At 40.0% G+C, this 24,243-nt stretch carries 18 protein-coding genes; 14 read left to right on the top strand and 4 right to left on the bottom strand.

Annotated elements, in window-relative coordinates:
* Window positions 1–74: 74 nt before the first annotated feature.
* Entirely contained in the window at window positions 75–1,100 is a 1,026-nt protein-coding gene (locus NQ503_RS17460) for a threonine aldolase family protein (protein ID WP_005423834.1), read from the top strand.
* 66 nt (window positions 1,101–1,166) lie between these two features.
* Window positions 1,167–2,120, top strand: coding sequence for an alpha/beta fold hydrolase (locus NQ503_RS17455; RefSeq protein ID WP_005423833.1), 954 nt, complete (start codon window positions 1,167–1,169; stop codon window positions 2,118–2,120).
* Between the two features lie 132 nt (window positions 2,121–2,252).
* Here the strand turns inward: NQ503_RS17455 and NQ503_RS17450 are convergent, their stop codons facing one another.
* From NQ503_RS17450 to NQ503_RS17440, 3 genes are read right to left on the bottom strand one after another with little or no spacing between them, the layout of a single operon-like run.
* The gene (locus tag NQ503_RS17450; RefSeq protein WP_005423824.1) at window positions 2,253–3,401 is read right to left on the bottom strand and encodes an ABC transporter permease; all 1,149 of its coding nucleotides are present in this window, start codon (window positions 3,399–3,401) and stop codon (window positions 2,253–2,255) included.
* A complete protein-coding gene (locus tag NQ503_RS17445; RefSeq protein WP_119200673.1) occupies window positions 3,388–4,512 on the bottom strand; it encodes an ABC transporter permease in 1,125 nt (374 codons plus the stop codon). The genes NQ503_RS17450 and NQ503_RS17445 overlap by 14 nt, the downstream gene beginning before the upstream one ends.
* Before the next feature lie 53 nt (window positions 4,513–4,565).
* On the bottom strand, window positions 4,566–5,495 hold the full coding sequence (locus NQ503_RS17440; RefSeq protein ID WP_022388832.1) for an ABC transporter ATP-binding protein: 930 nt from the start codon (window positions 5,493–5,495) through the stop codon (window positions 4,566–4,568).
* 341 nt (window positions 5,496–5,836) lie between these two features.
* Here NQ503_RS17440 and NQ503_RS17435 point away from each other — a divergent pair, with 341 nt between their 5' ends.
* The 10 genes from NQ503_RS17435 to NQ503_RS17390 all read left to right on the top strand — a co-directional run bounded on the left by NQ503_RS17435 (window position 5,837) and on the right by NQ503_RS17390 (window position 19,586).
* The gene (locus NQ503_RS17435; RefSeq protein WP_005423813.1) at window positions 5,837–6,925 is read left to right on the top strand and encodes a sensor histidine kinase; all 1,089 of its coding nucleotides are present in this window, start codon (window positions 5,837–5,839) and stop codon (window positions 6,923–6,925) included.
* A 25-nt stretch (window positions 6,926–6,950) separates the two neighbouring features.
* Entirely contained in the window at window positions 6,951–7,571 is a 621-nt protein-coding gene (locus NQ503_RS17430; protein ID WP_005423811.1) for a response regulator, read from the top strand.
* Window positions 7,572–10,853: 3,282 nt separating this feature from the next.
* Window positions 10,854–11,621 (top strand): ParA family protein, encoded by a 768-nt coding sequence (locus NQ503_RS17425; RefSeq protein WP_022388916.1) that lies wholly within the window; start codon window positions 10,854–10,856, stop codon window positions 11,619–11,621.
* The gene (locus NQ503_RS17420) at window positions 11,621–12,559 is read left to right on the top strand and encodes a ParB/RepB/Spo0J family partition protein (RefSeq protein WP_044925326.1); all 939 of its coding nucleotides are present in this window, start codon (window positions 11,621–11,623) and stop codon (window positions 12,557–12,559) included. The genes NQ503_RS17425 and NQ503_RS17420 overlap by 1 nt, the downstream gene beginning before the upstream one ends.
* Window positions 12,560–12,571: 12 nt before the next feature.
* A complete protein-coding gene (locus NQ503_RS17415) occupies window positions 12,572–13,111 on the top strand; it encodes a DUF4446 family protein (RefSeq protein WP_005423802.1) in 540 nt (179 codons plus the stop codon).
* Window positions 13,112–13,146: 35 nt separating this feature from the next.
* The gene (gene serS / locus NQ503_RS17410) at window positions 13,147–14,442 is read left to right on the top strand and encodes a serine--tRNA ligase (RefSeq protein WP_005423801.1); all 1,296 of its coding nucleotides are present in this window, start codon (window positions 13,147–13,149) and stop codon (window positions 14,440–14,442) included.
* Between the two features lie 18 nt (window positions 14,443–14,460).
* Window positions 14,461–15,330, top strand: a complete 870-nt coding sequence (locus NQ503_RS17405; protein ID WP_044925323.1) for a DUF3881 family protein — start codon at window positions 14,461–14,463, stop codon at window positions 15,328–15,330.
* Between the two features lie 17 nt (window positions 15,331–15,347).
* Window positions 15,348–17,378: an LTA synthase family protein gene (locus NQ503_RS17400; protein WP_242650141.1), complete on the top strand. Its 2,031-nt coding sequence runs from the start codon at window positions 15,348–15,350 to the stop codon at window positions 17,376–17,378.
* Between the two features lie 198 nt (window positions 17,379–17,576).
* Window positions 17,577–18,665, top strand: coding sequence for a class II aldolase/adducin family protein (locus NQ503_RS17395; protein WP_005423798.1), 1,089 nt, complete (start codon window positions 17,577–17,579; stop codon window positions 18,663–18,665).
* A 72-nt stretch (window positions 18,666–18,737) separates the two neighbouring features.
* Complete coding sequence (locus NQ503_RS17390; RefSeq protein WP_005423796.1) at window positions 18,738–19,586, top strand: DegV family protein; 849 nt, start codon at window positions 18,738–18,740, stop codon at window positions 19,584–19,586.
* Window positions 19,587–19,775: 189 nt separating this feature from the next.
* Here NQ503_RS17390 and NQ503_RS17385 read toward each other — a convergent pair whose 3' ends face one another.
* Entirely contained in the window at window positions 19,776–20,234 is a 459-nt protein-coding gene (locus NQ503_RS17385; protein ID WP_005423794.1) for an Lrp/AsnC family transcriptional regulator, read from the bottom strand.
* A 212-nt stretch (window positions 20,235–20,446) separates the two neighbouring features.
* Here NQ503_RS17385 and NQ503_RS17380 point away from each other — a divergent pair, with 212 nt between their 5' ends.
* Window positions 20,447–21,775, top strand: a complete 1,329-nt coding sequence (locus NQ503_RS17380) for an MATE family efflux transporter (protein ID WP_259893005.1) — start codon at window positions 20,447–20,449, stop codon at window positions 21,773–21,775.
* Between the two features lie 833 nt (window positions 21,776–22,608).
* The gene (locus NQ503_RS17375) at window positions 22,609–24,234 is read left to right on the top strand and encodes a GH3 domain-containing protein (protein WP_005423517.1); all 1,626 of its coding nucleotides are present in this window, start codon (window positions 22,609–22,611) and stop codon (window positions 24,232–24,234) included.
* Window positions 24,235–24,243: the final 9 nt, after the last annotated feature.

Genomic DNA, 24,243 nt, shown 5'->3' with positions numbered 1-24,243 from the left:
TTTGTTTGTTAGTGGTAAAAAAATCTTCCTGGTGATAAAATAGAGTCGATTTTATAATAAGCGAGGAATCAGAGATGTTATATTTTGTAAATGATTATTCAGAAGGGGCACACGAAAAAGTCCTTCAGCACCTGATCGATACCAATATGGAGCAGCTTCCTGGATATGGAACCGACCATTACTGTGAAGAAGCAAAAGAAAAGATCAAGAAGGCATGTGGCTGTGAGGACGCAGAAGTCTTTTTACTGACAGGCGGCACGCAGACCAATCAGATTGTCATTGATACGATGTTACAGCCGTATGAGGGCGTTGTAGCGGCTCAGACGGGACATGTCAGTACACATGAAGCCGGTGCGATTGAATTTACCGGTCATAAAGTCCTGACACTTCCGGAAAAGAATGGCAAGATCCGTGTGGCGGATCTTAAGAATCTGGTTGAGACTTTTTACGGAGATGAGAATCATGAGCATATGGTATTTCCGGGATTGGTTTATATTTCCCATCCAACAGAGTATGGAACCCTGTATACAAAGAAAGAACTGACAGAAATTTCAGCAGTGTGCAGAGAATATAAGCTTCCGCTTTTTATGGATGGGGCCAGACTGATCTATGGACTGGTCAGCAAAGAAACAGATGTGACTTTACAGGACATTGCGAAACTCTGTGATGTATTTTATATCGGAGGAACCAAGGCGGGTGCTTTATGCGGAGAAGCTGTTGTGTTTACCGGAGACAGTATGCCAAAGCATTTTCTTACAAGAGTCAAACAGCATGGAGCCCTGCTTGCAAAAGGCAGACTTACGGGGGTGCAGTTTGATGCGCTTTTTACAGATGATCTTTATCTTGAAATTGGTAAAAATGCTATCGAAACAGCCGCCGTTCTTAAAGAGGGCCTGAAAGAAAAAGGATATACATTTTACATAGATTCACCTACTAATCAGCAGTTTGTAGTTCTGGAGAACCGTAAGATGGAAGAATTAAAAAAAGATGTCCAGTTCAGCTTCTGGGAGAAGAAGGATGATACACATACGGTAGTCCGATTTGCAACCAGCTGGGCAACCAGAATGGAAGATGTAGAGAAACTTCTTTCTCTGTTATAGATTGTAAAAAGACCTTTTTTATCGTATAATATAGATATTCAGGTGATGGAAAAAGGGAGGTAGAACATGAAGAAACACAGCAAACGTCTGCTGACTGCAGCAGCACTGGTTATGACAACAACTGCCACTATTCATATTATAAATAAAGTGATCGCAGCATCCGCCTGTCTGAAGGAAATGCTGGACACTGATGTAAGAAACTATTATCATTGGCGCTTTGGTGATATTTATTATACAAAAAAGGGCAAAGGAAGCCCGATCCTTTTGATCCATGATATGCTTCCGGGTGGTTCCGGATATGAGTGGGGTAAGATCGAGGATGATCTTGCACTGGAACATACGGTCTATAACCTGGATCTTCCGGGATGCGGACGTTCTGAGAAGTCAGGAATAACTTATACAAACTTTGTTTATGTACAGGCTATCTGCGATTTTATTAAAAATGTGATCGGAAAGAAGACAGATGTTATCGTGAACGGATATGCAGTATCTTTTGTTGTGATGGCATGTCACAATGAAAAAGATCTGTTCAACAAGATTATGATGGTAAATCCGGTCAGTCTTTCAAGTCTGAAACAGATGCCTGGAAAGAAAGAAAAACTTCTCCGCAGATGTCTGGAAATTCCGGTGTTTGGAACATTGGTTTATCACATGGTCGTATCAAGAGATGCTGTTAATAACGAATTCATTGAGAATTATGCATTTGATCCGTTCCATCCGGACAGAGACCTGCAGGATGCATATTATGAGGCAGCGCACAGAGGCGGCTGTTATGCAAAGAATGTTTATGCAAATAAAGCATCTAAATATATGAATATTGATATTACCCGTGGACTGAAAGAAATCGATAACAGTCTTTATATTGTTGAAGGTGAAGCTGAGAACAATGGAGAAGCGATCGTAGAAGCATATAAGAACGTCAATCCGTCTGTTGAAGCTGTAACACTTAAAGAAACTAAGCATTTTCCACATGTGGAAGTGCCGGAACAGTTTCTGGAGCAGGTTGGAATCTTCTTCTGACAGAGTTGACTGTTCGACTTGAAAAAAAGATAAAAGAAAGAACTCATGCTTATGTTGATTTTCACAGTAAAATGTGATGAATAACACAAGAGCAGGAGTTCTTTTTTTCTGGAGAAGTGAGGGTACATTTCCCTACTTCTGTCGTTTATATTTCGAAAGAGCCAGAATGACAGAAACAAATGCCAGAGCAAACATAACTTCGATTCCCAGAGATTTCCAGATATCTGTGGCAATATTGCCGGAAACGCTATGATATCTGGCGAGCGTTTCATTGATGTCCTCATACCAGTAGACTGGAAGAAACTGTGCTATTTTAAGTACTTTTTTATCCATAACACTCATTGGTACAAAAACACCGGACAAAAAGCACATGCCAAGAGAAATAATATTGGAAAGTCCATTGAGCATGTTGCTGTTTTTTACAAAAAGTCCGAGCAGATAAGACAGAGACAGCGAGACCATCATCATCACAAAGGTATTCAGGAGATAATAGGTCAGAACACCGGAAGCCAGGAGATCTTTTTGATACATGACAATTGCACCTGTGACGGCGATCAGCCATAAACCGACTCCGATCGTAAACATGGCAAGCAGTCCTTCAAGGTTCTGCCGGCGAATGGAAACGGATGAAGCCTGCATACGTTTCTGGATATCTTCTTTCTGAAAAGCAAGAAGAATATAGCCCATGGAATAGCACAGAACAGCCAGAAACAGATAGGGAACATAACGGAAATAATAGGTATATGCCGGTGTTTCGGAAGTGGTTTCGGTGTCCTGATACATGGAAACCCTGGAGGAAGGCTGTTCCAGAGCGGCTTTTGCAGCTTCTTTCTGAGAAAAACCAGAAGCAATGTATGTGCGCACATTATTCAGCCATGCATTGATCTGCTGGTCTACATAAAATGAAGTATAGGATCCGGGAATCTTTGTGACGGAAATCGGGCTATCCTGTACAATGCAAGTTTTATAGAAATCTTTTGGAATCTGTACAATATATTCTGCATTTCTGTAAAAAAGCTCTTCCTGCATAACAGAAGGATCACTGGAAATCTCAGAAACATTATGGATTGTTTTGAGATAGTCTGTTAAAGCATGAGAAAGAGTACTCTGATCATTATCTGCAACGGCAATATCCACTCGCGCTTTTTCAAAATCTTCCAGATGCTCTTTGCTGGCAGCTGCCTGAAGAGCCATGGCAACGGAGAAAAAAATAACCAGATATATGATCACCAGACCGATATTCTTTTTTAATATTTTCATATAGCCTTTAAATACTGTCATAGCGATTCCTCCTGATCAGTAAAAATGAAGCCATAACAAAAGCAGCGCTCATAACTGCAAGTGTGACAAGATTGCGGTAATAGCGAGCTGTATCATTGTAAACATTGATACAGTAAAATGCATCTGAAATCAGGGCAGCAGGATTGATGCGGTTGATGATCGGAGCATGTTTTTCTACGAGATCTTTCATGTTACTGTTCATGAGTCCTGCAAGAAAACTGCAGACCATGGAAATCGCAAGGATAACAGCAACTTTTATACCTTCACTCAGTTTGCCGAGACTTCCGACAAACAGCCCCACAGAAACACCGATCAGGCTTCCGAACAGTGAAATGATAAGCATTTTTCCTATTTGTCCCTGAAAATCCAGTTTCAGCATGATACTGAGATAAATGAGTAAAATAATTACATCGGTATATCCGAGCAGAAAGGAAGTAATCTGCTCGGATAAAATCAGTTTGAGTTTATGGGTGGGAGTAACACAACGTCTTGTCGCCAGAGCTGTTAAATTGGCCTGTAACGTGATCGCGGCGCCAAAGCCGATAAAACATCCATACAGGCACGCCATGGCGATCAGAGCGTAAAAAAACTGCGAATTACCATCGATCGTTTTTCCACCCAGGGAAAGTTCCTGTACAAGATCGCGGGTATCTGTCATCTGTGAAAGTCCTTCCAGAATTCCGGAAGGATGTTTTTTCAGGATATTCTGTATCGTGTGCAGGTTGTTATTGTAACTTTCCAGAACAGACTGAAGGATACTTTCCGGAATGCCATGTGTATTAACTGTCAGAGACGGAGTCATTTCATTGTAATAGATACCAGAGATTTCCTTGTTTTTTAAAGCAGTAAGCGCTGCAGATTCATCCATCTCCTGAATGTTCAGAAGATCTGAATTACTTTTTTTAACCTGGTCTATGTAAAAGCTGAACAGTGGATTAGGGCTGGTTTCCTGCACCATAGCTACCTGAACGGTCTCAAAATCTGCATCATTCAGGTTTCCAAATGCAAAAAAGAAGAAGGTACCAAGAATCAGAGGAAAAACAAGCGGCCAGAAGGTCATATTAAAGTTACGTAATTTAACCAGAAGATTATACTTTATTAAATGCAGCATAAAAAATCCTTTCTGTGAATTTATGCATATTTATGTATAAATATACACAAATATTAATCACGAAGTTGTTTTCCTGTAATCTCCAGAAAGACATCATTCAGAGTTGGAAGTTCGGAAAAGACTCTTCCAAAAGTAATGTCCTGACTCTGAAGGTAGTTCAGAAGACGAATCAGATTATGCTGAGCACCTGTGCAGCGGAGAGAGAGAATCTGATTTTCATAATGCACATCAAAAACATGAGAAAGATTCCTGATATCCTGAAGGTGTTTTTCTTCGAGAAGAATTGCTTCCACTGTGATCGTTTCGCCTGTTTTGATCATTTTCTTCAGTTCCTCAGTGGTTCCGGATGCAATTACCCGTCCGTGGTCCATAATTGCGATGCGGGTACAGATCTGTTCTACTTCCTCCATGTAGTGGGAAGTATAAATGATAGTGGAACCCTGTTCGTTCAGTTTCTGGATACCTTCGAGAATTTTATTACGGCTTTGCGGATCAACTGCAACGGTAGGCTCATCCATAATGATCAGACGAGGCTTGTGAGCGATACCGCAAGCAATATTCAGCCGTCGCAGCAGACCGCCAGAAAGTTTCCCGGGGCGGGTTTTACAGTAATCTTCGAGCCCGACAAACTGAATTGCCTCATTGACCAGTTCTTTGCGACGTTTTTTATCAGAAACATATAAACCGCAGAAATAATCGATATTTTCATATACTGTCAATTCGTCAAAAACAGCGACATTCTGCAAAACAATGCCAATCTGCTGTTTGACCTGATAACTCTCAGGGGTCATAGGCTGGCCAAAGACTTCGATCGTTCCTTTGTCATATTTTAAAAGAGAGAGGAGACAGTTGATCGCGGTTGTTTTTCCGGAACCGTTAGGGCCAAGCAGACCAAAAATCTCTCCTTCATGAATATCGAGATTCAGATGATTCAGAGCAACCAGATCACCATATCTTTTTACCAGATTTTCTATATGAATCATAATAACTCCTTCCATACAAAAAGTTTAAATCATGAGTATCTGACAGGGGCAGATATGCATAAATACCGGAAGCAGACAAGTGTTTCTTCCTGACTATACTATAAGATAAATTGTGTGAAATACCAAGTGCAGGATGTCACAGAAAAAGGATGACATTTGTCACTGAACGGAGTGAACAGTAACCATTTGTCACGGAATGGAGACAAAAATGGAGAGGTGACATTTGTCACTTTGAATATACTGGAATGTGTTATATTATAAATATGTAAAAGAAAAACATAATAAAAGACAGGCAATGAAAGAGAATAAATTCTTTACAGAAACCTTTAGAATGGAGGAATATGGGATATTTTCAGGATATGGGACTACTGTTTATATATAGTCTGATAGTCCTTTTGTGGAAAGAACCTGACAGGACGCTGATTTTTGCGATTCTCTGGGCGGTAATCCTGATTTGCGGAATCTATTTCATACATGGAAAAAGTACAAAAGTTTTGGTTTGTACAGTATTTGCTTTAATGGCACTTGTAGTGCCAGAAATAGAAATGTTTTATCCGATTCTGATATATGCACTGATAAAAGAAATAAACTGGCAGATGGGACTGGCCATAAGTATGGCAGGGGTAATTCTGCTGGGGAAATATGGGGATATGCACATAGAAATAATGGCAAAATATGTGGTTGGATGTCTGCTTGCGGCTATATTGGAAAAGAAAACTTATAAGTACGATAAAATGGACATTGAATTACGAAAAACTGTGGATTCAGGAGAAGAAAAAGCACTTCTTTTGTCAGAAAAAAATAAGGCGCTGGCAGAAAAACAGAATTCCGAAATTTATGCAGCAACGCTTCGTGAAAGAAATCGAATTGCAAGAGAAATCCATGATAATGTGGGACATGTGCTGTCTAGAACGATTCTGCTAACCGGGGCCGCCAGAGCCATAAATAAGGATCAGAATCTGGATAGTCTTTTAAAAGGGCTGGATAATTCACTTAATTCTGCCATGGATAGTATCCGCTCAAGTGTGCATGATCTTCATGATGATGCAGTGAATCTTCAAGAAACAATAAAGGGGATTATAACGGACATAAAGATAGAAAATGTAGAATTTGAATACGATATGTCCGAAATAATACCCAGAGAAATAAAATATTGTTTTATCAGCATTGTAAAAGAAGCTATATCGAATGCTATGAAATATAGTTCTGCGACACAGATTAAAATTATTATGAGAGAGCATCCGGCAATATATCAGCTATGCATTGAAGATAATGGAAAAGGCTGCGCAGATTATGACAAAAATACAACAGGAATCGGATTGAAAAATATGCAGGAACGTGTAAATACATTGAATGGAAATCTCCAGATCAATGGCGAAAAAGGATTCCGTATTTTTGTTGTGATTCCGAAACAAAATAGAGCAGAATAGCAGAAAAAATGAGGATTTACAGGAAATGAAAATAGTGATAGTAGATGATGACTGCCTGGTTACAGCGGCTTTGAAAACAATCCTTGAAGTGAATGAAGACGTACAGGTGCTGGCAACAGGGTCCGATGGCAGAGATGCGGTATGCCTGTATGCAGAATATAAGCCAGATGTCTTGTTAATGGATATTCGAATGAAGAATATGAATGGACTCGAGGCTTCAGCTGAAATATTAAAAGCAGACGCAAAGGCTAATATATTGCTTCTTACAACGTTCCTTGATGATGAATATATTGTGAAAGCGTTACGCCTGGGAGCAAAAGGGTATCTGCTGAAACAGGATTATGCAAGCATTTTGCCGGCATTGAGAGCAGTGTATTCCGGGCAAACTGTATTTGGACAGGAAATTGTGTCTAAAATACCGGATTTGATTCAAAAGAAGGAAAATTTTGATTATAGTGTCTGTGAAATTAATGAAAAAGAAAAGGAAATCATCCGTCTGGTTGCAAATGGATACAGCAATAAGGAAATTGCTGCGGAAATGTACCTGGGAGAAGGGACAGTGAGAAATTATCTGAGCGCAATTCTGGATAAATTGCAGCTCCGTGACCGTACACAAGTAGCTGTTTTTTACTATAAGCATCGTTGAAAAAATAAAAATGTAGAAATATACTATGCATAATTATAAGCAAAATATACATATTGGAGATGTGAAAAGTATAAAAAGTAAAAGAAGAGCCGTGGACGGGGAGGATGAAGTGCAGGAGATATGTGAAGTAGTAGAGGAAAATGGGATTCCTATGAAAATTGTTTTGTGAAGATGTGGATAAGTGTTGTGAAATCGGCGAATGTAAAAGACATATGTACGCGTGATGAAAACATTACTACGTGCGAGACAAAACCATTGCTGAAATAATAGAAAACAGATGAAATTTATAAAAAATGTCAGATAATGATACAACCATTCGCCGCTGTAACCATTGACATCTGTATAAACAGCAATAAAAAGATATCCTGCCATCAACTTCCGGCAGGAGTTCGCAGAAGTACTTGGTGATGTTCTGACTGCGTAATCCATAATAATCACATTGTTTGAACGAAGTGAGTTTGTGATTATTATGGATGCATCTAGCAGGCAGGTTATCACCTAGAACGTCCGAACGACGAAGCCCGTTGATGGCAGGATATCTTTAATATTGCGTAAAATACACGAGTTTCTGCTTGCTTTACGCGCATTCAGATAGCAGTGCAGCTACGAGAACACGCCCAGATTCCTACTCGCCCCGCGCGTTTGTTAGCAGCCATTCGCGCAAACTCGCTAACGCTCAGACAGAGCGCTCGGTGGCAGCAACTAGCGCAGTTCTCGTGACGGAATCAGAGCTGAGTTCTACGTATCAGCACTGCTACTGGATGCGCTGAGAATCACTATATCGGAAAAATGATTTCACAACATTATATCGTGTGCGACGATGATACCTGATTATCCAACTATTATCATACTATCTATATGTGGCTTGTACATTTATGCAAGGATACTTGATGACGGATATGGCTATACTTATGCTACATAAGAATGTTTCACGTGAAACATCAGTAAAACAATTGTACTACATAATATTGCGTTTCCTATACGGAAATGTTGAAGGAATGCTTCTTTCACGCAGCTCAATAGCAACAACAGATTCCAGAACACGCCCAGATTCCTACTCGCCCCGTGCGTTTGTTAGCAGCCATTCGCGCAAACTCGCTAACGCTCAGACAGAGCGCTCGGTGGCAGCAACTAGCACAGTCCTCGTAACGGAATCTAAGCTAGGTTCTGGATATCTGTTCTGCTATGTGACTGCTGAGAATTGGAACATTACAATTCGCCTTAACTTTATTGCCATATGTGGAATAATCCTTCTGATATCCATAGTATTCTTATGAAAGTATTTCAAACAATAATATGAATTTGTGAATTGTATGATCTATAACTTAATGTTTCACGTGAAACATCGGACAGCGACGGCTCGATTCCTTTAACGAATCAGTTGCCATCCAGCCGTCGTGAACTGCCATAGATACCTGTATAAACAGCAATAAAAAGATATCCTGCCATCAACTTCCTGCAGGAGTTCGTAGAAGTACTTGGTGATGTTCTGACTGCGCAATCCATAATAATCACACTGCTTGAGCGAAGTGAGTTTGCGATTATTATGGATGCATCTAGCAGGCAGGTTATCACCTAGAACTTCCGAACGACGAAGCCCGTTGATGGCAGGATATCTTTAATATTGTGTAAAATACATGAGTCCTTCTATTATCTCTGCCTATTTCACTCGCATCCAGATAGCAGTGCAGCTATGAGAACACGCATAGATTTCTACTCGTCCCGTGCGTTTGTTAGCAGCCATTTGCGCAAACTCGCTAACGCTCAGACAGAGCGCTCGGTGGCAGCAACTAGCACAGTCCTTGTAACGGAATCTAAGCTGGGTTCTGGATATCTGTTCTGCTATGTGACTGCTGAGAATTGGAACATTACAATTCGCCTTAACTTTATTGCCATATGTGGAATAATCCTTCTGATATCCATAGTATTTTTAAAAAGTATCCCCAACAATAATATGAATTTGTGAATTGTATGATCTATAACTTAATGTTTCACGTGAAACATTGAACAGCGACGGCTCGATTCCTTTGGCGAATCAGTTGCCATCCATACGTCATGAACTACCTTAGAAACCTGTATAAACAGCAATAAAAAGATATCCTGCCATCAACTTCTTGCAGGAGTTCACAGAAGTACTTGGTGATGTTCTGACTGCGTAATCATAATAATCACACTGCTTGAGCGAAGCGAGTTTGTGATTATTATGGATGTATCTAGCAGACAGGTTATCACCTAGAACTTCCGAACGACGAAGCCTGTTGATGACAGGATATCTTTAATATTGCGTAAAATACACGAGTCCTTCTATTATCTCTGCTTATTTCACTCGCATCCGGATAGCAGTGCAGCTACGAGAACACGCCCAGATTCCTACTCGTCCCGTGCGTTTGTTAGCAGCCATTCGCGCAAACTTGCTAACGCTCAGACAGAGCACTCGGTGGCAGCAACTAGCGCAGTCCGCGTGACGGAATCAGAGCTGAGTTCTACGTATCAGCACTGCTACTGGATGCGCTGAGAATCACTATATCAGGTGCAATGATTCCACAAGATTACCGTGTGCAACCATTGCACCTGATGATCTAACTATTATCATACTATTTATATCCAGCTTACGCATTTATGCAAGGAACTTGATGATGGAAAGAACTATACTTGTACTACTACATGAGAATGTTTCACGTGAAACATCTGTAAAAGCAATACGAGTTATTATAAATATAACTATATAATTCCTGCGAATCTGGGAGTATAAAACCGTTTCCGTTTGGTGAATAATGAAAACATATGAATTATACTGCATTTCCTGGACAGCGGCGGTCATTATATATATTCTATAATTATCCTGATCACCGCCGCTATCTACCTTAGATACCTGTATAAACAGCAATAAAAAGATATTCTGCCATCAACTTCCTGCAGGAGTTCGCAGAAGTACTTGGTGATGTTCTGACTGCGTAATCCATAATAATCACACTGCTTGAGCGAAGCGAGTTTGTGATTATTATGGATGCATCTAGCAGGCAGGTTATCACCTAGAACTTCCGAACGACGAAGCCCGTTGATGGCAGGATATCTTTATTGTTGCATGAAATACACGAGTCCTCTAATTCCCTTGTAAAATATAAACAATAATTTTTCGAAAACTTTCTTGAATTTTAATGTTTCACGTGAAACATTTTGTGGAACAATACTATTAAAAGTGCTATAATAACAACAGTATGCTATACTTTCAAATAAACATGTATAGTCTTGATATTTGATATCCCGAAGGGAGGATGAATCTTGGGAAGAGTAATAGCAGTAGCAAACCAGAAGGGCGGCGTTGGTAAATCAACCACCGCAATTAATCTTTCTGCTTGTCTTGCTGAAAAAGGGAAGAAAGTACTTGCGATAGATATTGATCCACAGGGGAATACGACAAGTGGACTTGGAGTAGATAAAAATAATGTTGAGAATACATTATATGAATTACTTCTTGGCGAAGCAGAAGCAAAAGATACTATTGTTAAAGATGTAGTTGAGAACGTAGACCTGATTCCATCTAACGTGAATTTATCTGGCGCTGAGATTGAATTAATTGGTGTCGATGAAAAAGAATACATCATGAAGAAAATCATAGATAAGGTACGCAGAAAATATGATTATATTATTATGGACTGCCCGCCATCTTTAAATATGCTTACGATTAATGCTTTAACAGCGGCCAATTCCGTATTGGTGCCAATTCAGTGTGAGTATTATGCTTTGGAAGGATTATCTCAGTTAATACATACAATTGAACTTGTAAAGGAACGTCTGAATAAGAAACTCGTAATGGAAGGTGTCGTATTTACTATGTATGATGCAAGAACGAATCTTTCTTTACAGGTAGTTGAAAATGTTAAAGACAACCTTCAACAGAATATTTATAAAACGATTATTCCGAGAAATGTAAGACTGGCAGAGGCACCAAGCTACGGTCAGCCAATTACATTGTATGATACGAGATCGGCAGGTGCAGAGGCATATCGACTTCTTGCTGAAGAAGTAATTAACAGGGAGGGTGAATGATGGCTGGAAAGAAGTCAGGACTTGGAAGAGGTCTGGACGCATTGTTCCCGGAAAAAACAGTGCAGAGTAAACCTAAGACAGTGAAAACTGTAAAAGAAGAAAAAAAGGTTGCAGTAGATACTAAGAAATCCAGTCAGCAGGAAACCAGTAACGGCGAGAGAATGATGAAAATTTCCATGATCGAGCCAAACAGGGAACAGCCTCGTAAGAAATTTGATGAGGATGCTTTACAGGAATTATCAGAGTCCATTAAACAGTATGGAATTTTGCAACCATTGCTTGTGTCCGATAAGAAGGACTACTATGAAATCGTTGCAGGAGAAAGACGCTGGAGAGCTGCCAAGATGGCAGGACTTAAGGAAGTTCCGGTTGTTGTCAAAGAATTTTCAACACAGGAGATCGTAGAAATTTCTCTTATTGAAAATATACAGAGAGAAGATCTGAATCCGGTTGAAGAAGCAATGGCATATAAACGTCTGATTGATGAATTTCATTTAAAACAGGATGAGATAGCTGAACGTGTTTCAAAGAGCCGTACTGCAGTAACAAACTCGATGAGACTTTTGAAACTCGATTCCCGTGTACAGCAGATGATGGTAGATGAAATGATATCCGCCGGACATGCCAGAGCAATTCTTGCTATTTCCGATCCCGAGCAGCAATACAATGCAGCAATGAAAGTTTTTGATGAAAAGCTTAGCGTTCGTGAAACGGAAAAACTGGTAAAAAGTATTTTAACACCAACAAAGAAGAAGCCGGTTGTTTCAAATCCAACAGAAGATGCGATTTATGAGAGCCTTGAAGAAAAAATGAAAGGTATTACAGGAACCCGCGTATTTATTCACAGAAAGAAAAATAACAAAGGCAAAATAGAAATAGAGTATTATTCCAGAGATGATTTAGACAGAATTATTGATCTGTTTGAATCTATTGGTTAAAAGGGGTATGATATGAGTACGATTTTTGATAGTATAGGTATCGATCCTGGGATTATCATTATTGCTTTGCTGGCTATAGTTGTGATATTAATTGGAGTAATGATCAGTAATGGCATGCGTCTGACTCGTTTGGAACGAAAGTATAAGATGTTTATGAAGGGGAGCGATGCACAGTCCCTGGAAAAAACTTTTGTACGCAAATTTGCACAGATTGACAGACTGTATGAAGCAAAAGAAGATCATGAACATGCAATTAAAACACTGGAACAGCATTTTAAAGTTATTTTCAGCAAATATGGCGTAGAAAAATACGATGCATTTGATGATGTGGGTGGCAAACTCAGTTTTGCGCTGGCGTTGCTGGATAAAGATAATTCAGGTATCATTTTAAATGCAGTACACAGCAGAGACAATTGTTTCCTGTATCTGAAAGAAATTGTAAAAGGTGAATCTTATGTAATGCTCAGCCAGGAGGAAGTAGAAGCACTTCGAAAAGCTGTGAATTTTGAACTGGGTGAGATGAGTGAAGATGAAAAGAATTTAGAAAAATAAAGAAGACAGAAAAATAACTGTCAGGAGGAGAAAACATGTTAGACATCAAATTTGTGAGAGAAAATCCGGAAATCGTTAAACAGAATATCAGAAACAAATTCCAGGACAATAAACTGGAACTGGTTGATAAGGTTATTGAACTGGACAAAGAAAACAGAGAGATCAAACAGGAAGTTGAAGCTCTGAGAGCAGAAAGAAATAAAACTTCCAAACAGATCGGTGCGCTGATGGCACAGGGAAAACGTGATGAAGCAGAAGAAGTTAAGAAACAGGTTGCTGCATCCGGTGCACGTATTGATGAACTTTCTGCAAGAGAAAAAGAAGTAGAAGAAGAACTTCTTAAAAATATGATGGTTATCCCGAACATCATTGATCCGTCTGTACCGATTGGTAAAGACGACAGTGAAAATGTTGAAATTGAAAAATTCGGTGAACCAGTAGTTCCGGATTTTGAAGTTCCATATCATACAGATATTATGGAAAGCTTTGACGGAATTGATCTGGACAGTGCAAGACGTGTTGCAGGTAATGGTTTTTACTATCTGATGGGAGATATTGCAAGACTTCATTCTGCAGTTATTGCATATGCCCGTGACTTCATGATCAATAGAGGCTTTACTTATTGTGTACCGCCTTTCATGATCCGCAGCAATGTTGTAACAGGTGTTATGAGCTTCGCAGAAATGGATGCTATGATGTACAAGATCGAAGGCGAAGATCTGTATCTGATCGGTACCAGTGAGCATTCTATGATCGGTAAATTCATCGACCAGATCGTTCCGGAAGAAGAACTTCCAAAAACTCTGACAAGCTATTCTCCATGCTTCCGTAAAGAAAAAGGAGCTCATGGTCTGGAGGAGAGAGGTGTTTACCGTATCCATCAGTTCGAAAAGCAGGAAATGATCGTTGTCTGCAAACCAGAAGAGAGCCCGATGTGGTTTGATAAACTGTGGCAGAACACTGTAGATCTGTTCCGCTCCCTGGATATTCCGGTACGTACTCTGGAATGCTGCTCCGGTGACCTGGCAGACCTTAAAGTTAAATCTCTGGACGTAGAAGCATGGTCCCCAAGACAGAAGAAATACTTTGAAGTAGGAAGCTGCTCCAACCTGGGAGATGCGCAGGCACGTCGTCTGAGAATTCGTGTAAATGGTAAGGATGGTAAGAAATATCTTGCGCATACATTAAATAACACTGTAGTAGCACCTCCGAGAATGCTGATCGCGTTCCTGGAAAATAACCTGAATGCTGATGGATCTGTTAGTATTCCGGAAGCTCTGCAGCCATACATGGGCGGCATGAAGAGAATTGAGAAAAAGACCCGCGCATAAGGGCATGGAGGTGTACTTTTGCACAGCTTTTTAAAAGCAGTCGGTTTTTCTAAAGTGACCAAACGGGAAGAAATGAAAGAAATCATTCTGGATGTTATCAAAAATTACGATGAAAAAAACGTAGTGGAAGATCATCCAGATGGTGTCTTTGCTCAGTTTTCCCGGTTTTATGGAAATGACTGCGGTATTACTGTATGTGGTCAGTATGATGATGACAACAGATTTCATGTGGAATATTATTATCCTTTTTTTAGAGGAACTGGAATTACAACTCAGGAACAGGTAACAGTAGAAAGGCATGCGGATAAGGATGCCTTTTCTGCAGCCTGTGATGATCTGAGAATAGGAATCACGCTGATTTTTTATCTTCAAAATGTAGCTGAATATATGAAAGAAAGCAAAAAGCAGTTAACAGGTAATCAGCCGTTGACATTATCCGGACTTGCGGGGGAGGGTAAAATCCTTTTTCCAGTACTGAAGGATAAGGAAGCAGTCAAAGTTGAACAGGAAAGCAGTAAAAACCGAAGTTCAATGATCGCAGCTGCAAGAAATGGTGATGAAGAGGCTATGGAAAATCTTACCATGGAAGAAATGGACACGTATTCTATGATTTCTAACAGAATCGTTCATGAAGACATTTTGTCTATTGTAGATTCATATTTTATGCCATATGGAATTCAGTGTGACCAGTATAGTATTTTAGGTGAGATTATAGAATATCGTACTGTACAGAATAATATTACAGATGAAGAACTTGTTCAGATGACAGTTGAATGTAATAATATTCAATTTGATATCTGTATCAATCGAGCGGATCTGCTGGGAGATCCGGCAGTTGGCCGAAGGTTTAAAGGTACGATCTGGCTTCAGGGTCAGTTGCATTTTTAGAATAGAGGAAAATATACGTGCTGAAGAATATAGACTTTAATAAAAACAGGCAGAGATGGAAAAATTATTTCTGCCTATTTATTTCGTTTCTGTTTCTGATCTTTTTTTATGTAAACCGAACAACTATATTGGAAAATGATCCGGAATTCAGTTCGAAATTTAAAATAGCCAGCATTGTGCTGGGCTGGATAGTTGGCGTTGTTCTTATTTTTGTCAGACTGGATTTTGGAAAGAAGTGGAACAGAGTAATAAATATTCTGTATATCCTGTTTGCACCGTGCTACATTTTTTTTAATATGGAAATTGCTGTATTTAATGAAACATACAGCTTTAGAGAACAACATTTATCACTGTTATTATTTAACTTCCTGTTGATTGGTATTCTGGAACTTATATTTATAGTTATTACAAATCGGGTGCGTCTTGGAACTGATATTTGGGCGTTTATCTGTGTAATGTTTAATATAGTAAATTATTTTGTTTATGAGTTTCGAGGAACACCGGTCATGGCATCGGATATTGCAACCGTAGGTACTGCACTGGAAGTTGCAGACGGTTATAAGATACAATTTAATTTCTATACAACAGTTGCACTGGTAATGCTGTTTGATTTTATAATGCTTGGCCGCGTGATAAAATGTGAACCTGTTTTCAAAAAAGTTTCTCATCGTTTGTGTGGAATCGCTGTAATGGCTATTGTGAGTGTAACTGGTTTTTCACAGCTTGTTATGACAGACATGGTAAGCAACAGAGGATTGTATCTGAGTCTTTTTAATCCAATGAGAAGTTATCAGCAATATGGCAGTATCGCCTGTTTCACAAGAAGCATCAAGCTTTCTGTACCAGAGAAACCAAATGGATACAGTCTGAAAAAAGTAGAAGAGATTACTTCAAAATATACTTCTGATACCGTAGATCCAAATAAGAAACGACCAAATGTAATTGCTGTTATTAATGAGGCCTTTTCGGATCCGCAGGTTCTTGGAGATATTGAGACAAATGAAGATTACATGCCATTTATTCATGATCTGATGAAAAATGGAAACTGTGTGAGTGGAACAACTTATGCATCAATCGTAGGCGGTCAGACTGCAAATACGGAATATGAATTTCTGACAGGAAATTCTATGGCATTTCTTCCAAAAGGAACGGTTGCATTTCAGTTATATCTGAGGCATGCAATGCCATCGTTGGTAACTGAACTGAAGAGTGAAGGATACACAGGAAATTCAGCAACCCATCTTCAGAAGGCGAGAAACTATAACCGAGACAAGGCATATCCGCTGCTTGGATTTGATAAGTTTTATGATTATACAAATATGATAGTCCCGTTTGTAAAAATGAGAAATAATGCGACGGACCAGTGTACCTACGATAATATCACACATGATTATGAACAGCAGAGAAAATTGACAGACGCACCGTATTTCGGTTATACAATGACGATTCAGAACCATAGTTCTTATGATGTACCATTTGATAATTTCGATGATAAACGAATTGTAGTAGAGAATGCAGATGCAACGGATCTGGGATATTACCTCAGTCTTATCAAATATTCAGATGAGATGTTTGAAAATCTGATCAATTATTATAAAAATACAGATGAACCGACAGTAATCTTTCTGACAGGAGATCACCAGCCGAGAATTCATGATGAATCGATGGATTCTATCACAAATGGAGAGTGGCGTAATTGGAATGATGAGGAAATGATGCGGCGATATGAGGTTCCATTCCTTATCTGGGCTAATTATGATATTGATAAGAAGACTGTAGAGAAGACAAGTATGAATTATCTTCAGACCATCCTTATGGAGACGATAGATGGAGAACTGACCGGCTTCCAGAAGTTCCAGCAGGATCTACAGAAAGAGATTCCGGTACTGACCAGTAATGGATATTGGGGAGCAGATGGAAAATTTTACAGTGTGGATGATAAGAACTCACCATATTATGATCTGATTCAGGAATATGCAATGCTGCAGTATAATGACATGACGGATTATAAAAACCGGGTAGAAGATTTCTTTGAATTGAAACAATAACAGAATAATGAGAGCAAAAAGCAATCAGGATGTTAAGTCCTGGTTGCTTTTTTCTTGATCTGCGCCAACGATAAGGTGGGTTTTGTTATATTTTGTGACACGATATTTGCATAGATAACTTTTTATATATGGTGTACTATAATACTATAAGTAATATCGAAACTATTAAGATGAGAAGTCAAGGGAGGAATTTTAACTATGGATCTTTCAACTTTAGTAAAAATGTCAAATACATACGGCAGCAATCCGGCTTACGTCCTGGCAGGTGGCGGCAATACTTCTGTCAAAGACGATACAACCCTGTATGTTAAAGGTTCCGGTACACAGCTTGCTACGATCAAAGCAGAAGAATTTGTCAAAATGGACAGAGCCCGTCTGAATGAGATTATGAAAACAGAATACCCTGCAGACGATGTGAAACGTGAATCTGCATATCTTGCGGATGTTATGGCAGCAGTAACCGATGATGACAAGACGAAACGCCCAAGTGTAGAGGCTTTGCTTCATAATTTATTTGCTTATACTTATGTACTGCATGTTCATCCGACTCTTGTTAATGGTCTGACCTGCGGAAAGGGTGCGCAGACACTTTGTGAACAGCTTCTTGGCAAAGATGTACTCTGGATCGATATCTGCAAACCGGGATATACGCTGGCACGTATCTGCTATGAAAAAATGAATGCGTATAAAGCAGAATTTGGAAAAGATGTGCAGGTACTTCTACTTCAGAATCATGGAATTTTTGTTGCAGCAAATACTGTAGAAGAGATAGGTGTTTTATTTGATGGAGTTATCAGCAAATTAGAGAAACAGGTAAAAAGAACGGCTGACGTAAGTGATGCAGTTACACCTGAAAAAGAACAGACTGCAAAGAGACTTTCCGAGTTACTGGGACATGCTGTAGAAGTTGTTCCGGCTGCAGAAATGAATAATTTTGTGAAAGATAAAACAACTGCAGCACCGCTTTTGAAACCATTTACTCCGGATCACATTGTATACTGCGGACCATACCCATTATTTGTAGAAAATGTTGAACAGGCAAAAGATGTACTGGATGCATTTATGAAAGAGCATGACAAAGAACCAAGACTGATCCTGGTACAGGGCGTGGGCGCATTTATCATGGAAGATGACAAGGCAAAAGCTGCAAAAGCACAGCTTCTGGTAAAGGATGCGATCAAACTTGCTGTATATGCCGAAAGTTTTGGCGGTGCATTACAGATGACAGATGATATTACATACTTTATTACTCATTGGGAAGCGGAAGCATATCGTAGTAAGAAATAAAGATACAGGTGTATCCTTCATTCTTGAATTGTGGTAATATATTGTCTATAAAACAGCAGGAGGTAATATTTCATGGTAAAAATAATTTCAGACAGTACCTGCGACCTTTCGCCAGAGCTGGTGAACAGATATGATATTGATATTTTGCCGCTTCATATTCTTCTTGGCGAGAAGGAATATAAGGATGGCAAAAATATAACTCCGGATGAAATCTTTGCATGGTCAGATGCACATAAGACAACACCCAAAACTTCGGCACCATCTCTGGTGGATGCGATAAAAATATTGAAACCTTATGTTGAAGAAAAAAGGGAAGTTATCTGTTTTTCAATATCATCAAGTATGTCAACTTCCGGAAATGTTATGCGTCTTGCTGCTGATGAGCTGGAAGCCTCCGATCTTGTGACGGTTATTGATTCTGCAAATCTTTCAACAGGTATTGGGCTTCAAGTCGTGGAGGCAGCAGTAATGGCACAGGCAGGAAAAAGTGCTGCAGAAATTACGGCTGCGCTAGAGGAAGTGAGGCCAAAAGTGCGTGCAAGCTTTGTGGTAGACACTTTGGTGTATTTGTATCGTGGAGGTCGCTGTAATGCGGTTGCGGCTATGGCAGGAAGTGTATTGAAGCTGCATCCAAAGATCGTAGTAGAAAACGGTGCAATGGATGCAGCTAAGAAGTATCGCGGCAAATTACATTCTGTAGTCATGTCTTATGTCAGAGATATGGAGGCAGACCTTAAAAATGCACGACCGGAGCGAGTGTTTATTACACATTCCGGCTGTGACCGTAAGATTGTGGAAGATGTGCAGGCTTATCTGCAGAGTCTTGGAATTTTTCAGGAAATTCTTGAGACGCGCGCCGGTGGTGTGGTTTCAAGCCATTGTGGGCCGGGAACTCTGGGAGTACTGTTTATTGCGAAATAAGAAAAGCGGATAAACTTTACGAATAAAACAGAAAACTTAAAGCTATTTAAGACTTTTTAAGTAAGAAAGTCGCAGCAAAAACTCTGTCGTGGAATCATTCAGAAAATTTATAAATTATACTAAATAGACCCCGACGGTCTGGAAAAACCAGATCATCGAGGTCTTTTCAGTAATTTCCAGTGTTTCAGTTTATAGCCGTAATCCTTTAATATCTTTAATACGTGATAAGATTGTATTGCAGCTGCAGCTGATGACACCAGGCAGGGCGTCAATGACATTGTGCAGGAAGTGTTCCATTTCATCACTCGATGAGGCAACGGCATGTACATGCAGTTTGTCTCTTCCTGTGACGCGGTAAATCTGCGTAACTGTATCATTTTTATATAATATATCTGTCACCTGTGACAGGGAGTCTGGTTTTGTTTCAATTTCAAAATAGCATGATACAGCACCACTGATTTTTTGAGGGTTAATTATAGTTGTATATTCTTCAATTACCCCCTTTTTCTCCAATGCCTGAATCCGGACTTTTACTGCCACCCTGGAAATACCGGTTTCTTTACCGATATCAGAGTAAGAGATACGTGCATTTTCTATAAGCAACTGGATAATCTTCTGATCCAGTTCATCTAAACCGTCCAGGTACATAAATACCCCTCCTGTAAAATAATATCCTGTGGATAGTAGTTTTCCTGGATATCATATCATTCATATTACCCAAAGTAAACGATGACTTGACTTATTAATTGTAACCACATATAATTGCTTCGTAACGTAACTTTATACTTACACTTCGTATATATAAGGTCTGATGAAGGGAAGGATAAGTGAAATTATGAAACTCGTGGAGGAATATAAGAATGTCAAAAGATGAATACCTGATTACAGATGCGCCTCTTAAAGCTTTGACGGTTTTTGCAATGCCAATGATTTTAGGCAGCTTTTTTCAGCAAATATATAATATGGCCGACTCCATCATCGTCGGTCAGTTTGTGGGTTCTTCCGCGCTTGCAGCTGTCGGTGCATGTGCAGCGTTGACTAATGTTTTCATTTGTGTGGCGCTGGGGGCCGGTGTCGGTGCAGGTGTACTCGTGAGCCGCTATTTTGGTGCCAGGGAGTATGGAAAAATGAAAACCATCGTGTCAACGTCTCTGCTTAGCTTTTTAGTTCTAAGCATAGTCCTTGGCGTTTTTGGCTTTTGTTTTTCTCGCTCGATGATGAGTACGCTACAAACTCCTGCCGATATACTGGATGACGCAGTGCTGTATTTGCGGGTCTATTTTGTGGGCTTTCCGTTTTTGTTTATGTATAACATTCTTTCAACGATGTTTAATTCTATAGGAGAATCCAAAATTCCACTGGGACTTCTGATTTTTTCATCAATCTTAAATATCTTCATGGATCTTTGGATGGTAGCCGGACTTGATCTCGGTGTGTTTGGTGCAGCGCTTGCGACCTTGATCGCACAGGGAATTTCTGCGGTGTTCTCACTTTTGCTTTTCCTTAGTCGGATGCGGCGATATAAAAGTTACTTTGACTGGTTTGACAGGCAGGAGTTACATTCCATGTTTCAGATTGCTGTGCCTTCAGTTCTTCAGCAGTCTACAGTATCTATCGGTATGATGATCGTACAGGCAGTTGTAAATCCTTTCGGTACACAGGCACTCGCGGGGTATGCGGCGACAATGCGGGTAGAGAATGTTTTTTCTCTGATTTTTGTATCTATCGGCAATGCGGTTTCGCCATATGTATCCCAGAATCTTGGCGCAAACAAACCCCAGCGTATCAAAAAAGGCTACCGCGCTGCATTAGTGCTGGATGTGTGTTTTGCAGCCATTGCCTTCATTGTGATTGAAACACTCCACACGCAAATTTCCTCGCTGTTTCTTGGTAAAGACGGAACAGACCTGGCCTACCAGGTATCTGGGGATTATATGAGATGGCTTGGCTACTTCTTCATCTTTATGGGAATCAAAATGGCAACTGATGGAGTCCTTCGTGGTCTTGGAATCATGCGCCCGTTCCTCATTGCAAATATGGTGAACCTGGCGATTCGTCTTTCCGTTGCTTTGATTTTTGCACCGCGTTTTGGCATTGCATTTGTCTGGCTTGCTGTACCAGCTGGCTGGTTTGCGAACTTTTTAATATCCTATGTGGCGCTCAGAAGGTCATGGCCAACTGAGGAATAGATGTGCAAGAGATAAAAAAGATTTTCTAAAGCAGATGCAGAAGGCCAAAAACGCCGGAATGAATGGACATATTGTCAAATCGCGGGATATAAATAAGCTGAGTGAGATTTTGAGGAAGATTTTTATATAATTCACATATGGGACAGTAAATAGCGCTTGCTATTTATTGTCTCTTTTATTATAATTTAATGTGCGTGACAAGGCTGTTATGTGTTATTATGTACAAAAATGGGAGAGAAAAAATGTGGCAGTTCATTCTAGGGAGTGCAGGGTTTCTCCTGTATTTTATTTATGATATAAACAGCATTAAAAAGAAAAATACATTTTTCCAAAAATTTTTCGCATGGGGGACGGTTCTGGTGGCTTTATCGCTCGTCATGGAGCTCTGGCTCTCGTGGGGGCAGTGCCAGCACAGAATCGGAAGAATAATTGGATTTGGAACAGGAGCCTTGTGTTTCCTTGCACTTCTTATATATACCTTGTTTTTTGCCCTTCCCTTTGAAGAAACTTACTGTGAAGAAAACAAATTACGTGCGGCATATACAGAGGGTGTGTACGGTCTGTGCCGTCATCCCGGAGTTTTATGGTTCGCAGGAGCATATCTTTGCATGTGGGGAATGTTTGGCGGATGGAGACAGGGAATCTATTTTCTGCTTATGATTTTTTGGAACTATCTGTATATCATTTTTCAGGATCTGTGGACTTTTCCACAGACATTTTTTAATTACAGGGAATATCAGAAAACAACCCCGTTTTTAATGCCGAATAGAGATAGCATAAAGAAATGCTTATATAGTATCAGAAAACAATGATCGATCTGGAGCGGACAGACTATGAATTTAGAAGAAAAATTAAAAAAACAACAGTATAAAGAAATATGGCAGCAGTACTGTGGATTCCTGGATCTGTCGATGAATGGATACATGAAGATTCAGCGTCGGTTGATGGAGGAACAGGTTAAGCTGTGGAGCAACTGTGGTCTGGGACAGTCTATTTTGAAGGGAAAACATCCTCAAAATCTGGATGAATTCAGAAAAATGGTACCGCTGACAACCTACGATGATTACGCGGATATTCTGCTTGCCAAGCAGCCGGATATGCTTCCGGGAAATCCGGTCATCTGGATCCAGACAACCTGGGAAGGTGGAAAGCACCCGATCAAGGTGGCACCGTATACTCGAAGCATGCTGGACACCTATCGGAATAATGTTACAGCATGTCTGATCTTATCGACCAGCAAAGAAAAAGGATCTTTTGATGTAGCAGCTACAGACAAATTCCTGTATGCGCTGGCACCACTTCCTTTTGCAACAGGACTCTTTCCGTTGGCTCTGGGCGAGGAGATTGGAATCGAATTCCTGCCCGCAGTAAAAGAAGCCGTAAATATGAGTTTCAGCGAAAGAAACAAATTAGGATTTAAGATGGCGATGAAGAAAGATCTTGGCTTTTTCTTTGGACTTGGAAGCGTAGCTTATGCAGTAAGCTTGAGTCTTTCTTCGCTAACAAACGGCGGTGGAGGCGGCGGAGTAAAACTGTCAAGCCTTATGCAATGCAAGCCACATATGATATTACGTCTGCTGCAGGCAAAGCGTCGCTGCAAAAAAGAAAACCGCGCAATGCTTCCAAAAGATCTTTTCCATCTAAAAGGATTCATGGTAGCCGGTACAGATAACCTCTGCTACAAAGACGACCTCGAAGAACTCTGGGGAATCCGTCCGATGGAATTATTTGCCGGTACAGAACCGTCCATTATGGGAACAGAGACCTGGACAAGAAAAGGAATGTATTTCTTTCCGGATACAGCGTTTTATGAATTTATCACCGAGAAGGATATGATGCGAAATTACGAAGATCCTTCTTACATCCCGCCGACTTATCTGATGGATGAAGTTCGGCCGGGAGAAAAATACGAACTCGTATTTACTATTCTCAAAGGTGGCGCGTTTGCCCGCTACCGCTGTGGTGATATGTATCGCTGCGTCGGTCTGGAGAACCGTGAAGATGAGACAAGGATCCCGCGCTTTGAATATGTGGACCGAGTGCCGTGGATTATCGATATTGCAGGATTTACAAGGATTTCGGAAAACGGAATCCGCAGCGTGATCGCTCTTTCAAAGCTGCCGATCATAAATTGGGTTGCAACAAAAGAATATAATGAACAGAATCGTCCATATCTGCATATGTATGTGGAACTGGAACGTGATGCACTGCTCAACACTGCGATGAGCACAAATATTTTGAAAGATCTTTTGAGTACATATTTCAAATATATTGATCAGGATTACAGGGATTTGAAAAAGATTCTTGGAATGGATCCTCTGCAGGTGACGATCTTTACTTGTGGGACATTTGAAGCCTATGAGAAAAAGACCGGTAAGAAGATACATCAGATGAGCCCTTCACATTATGAATTGAAGGAACTGCTTGATATACAGGAAAGTCTGAACAGAGTGAGATAAGCTTTAAAT

Origin of the sequence: Blautia obeum ATCC 29174, assembly GCF_025147765.1 — a bacterium.
Lineage (GTDB): Bacteria > Bacillota > Clostridia > Lachnospirales > Lachnospiraceae > Blautia_A > Blautia_A obeum.
The sequence above is the reverse complement of the archived record's forward strand: the minus strand, read 5'-3'. Positions and strand labels throughout refer to the sequence as shown.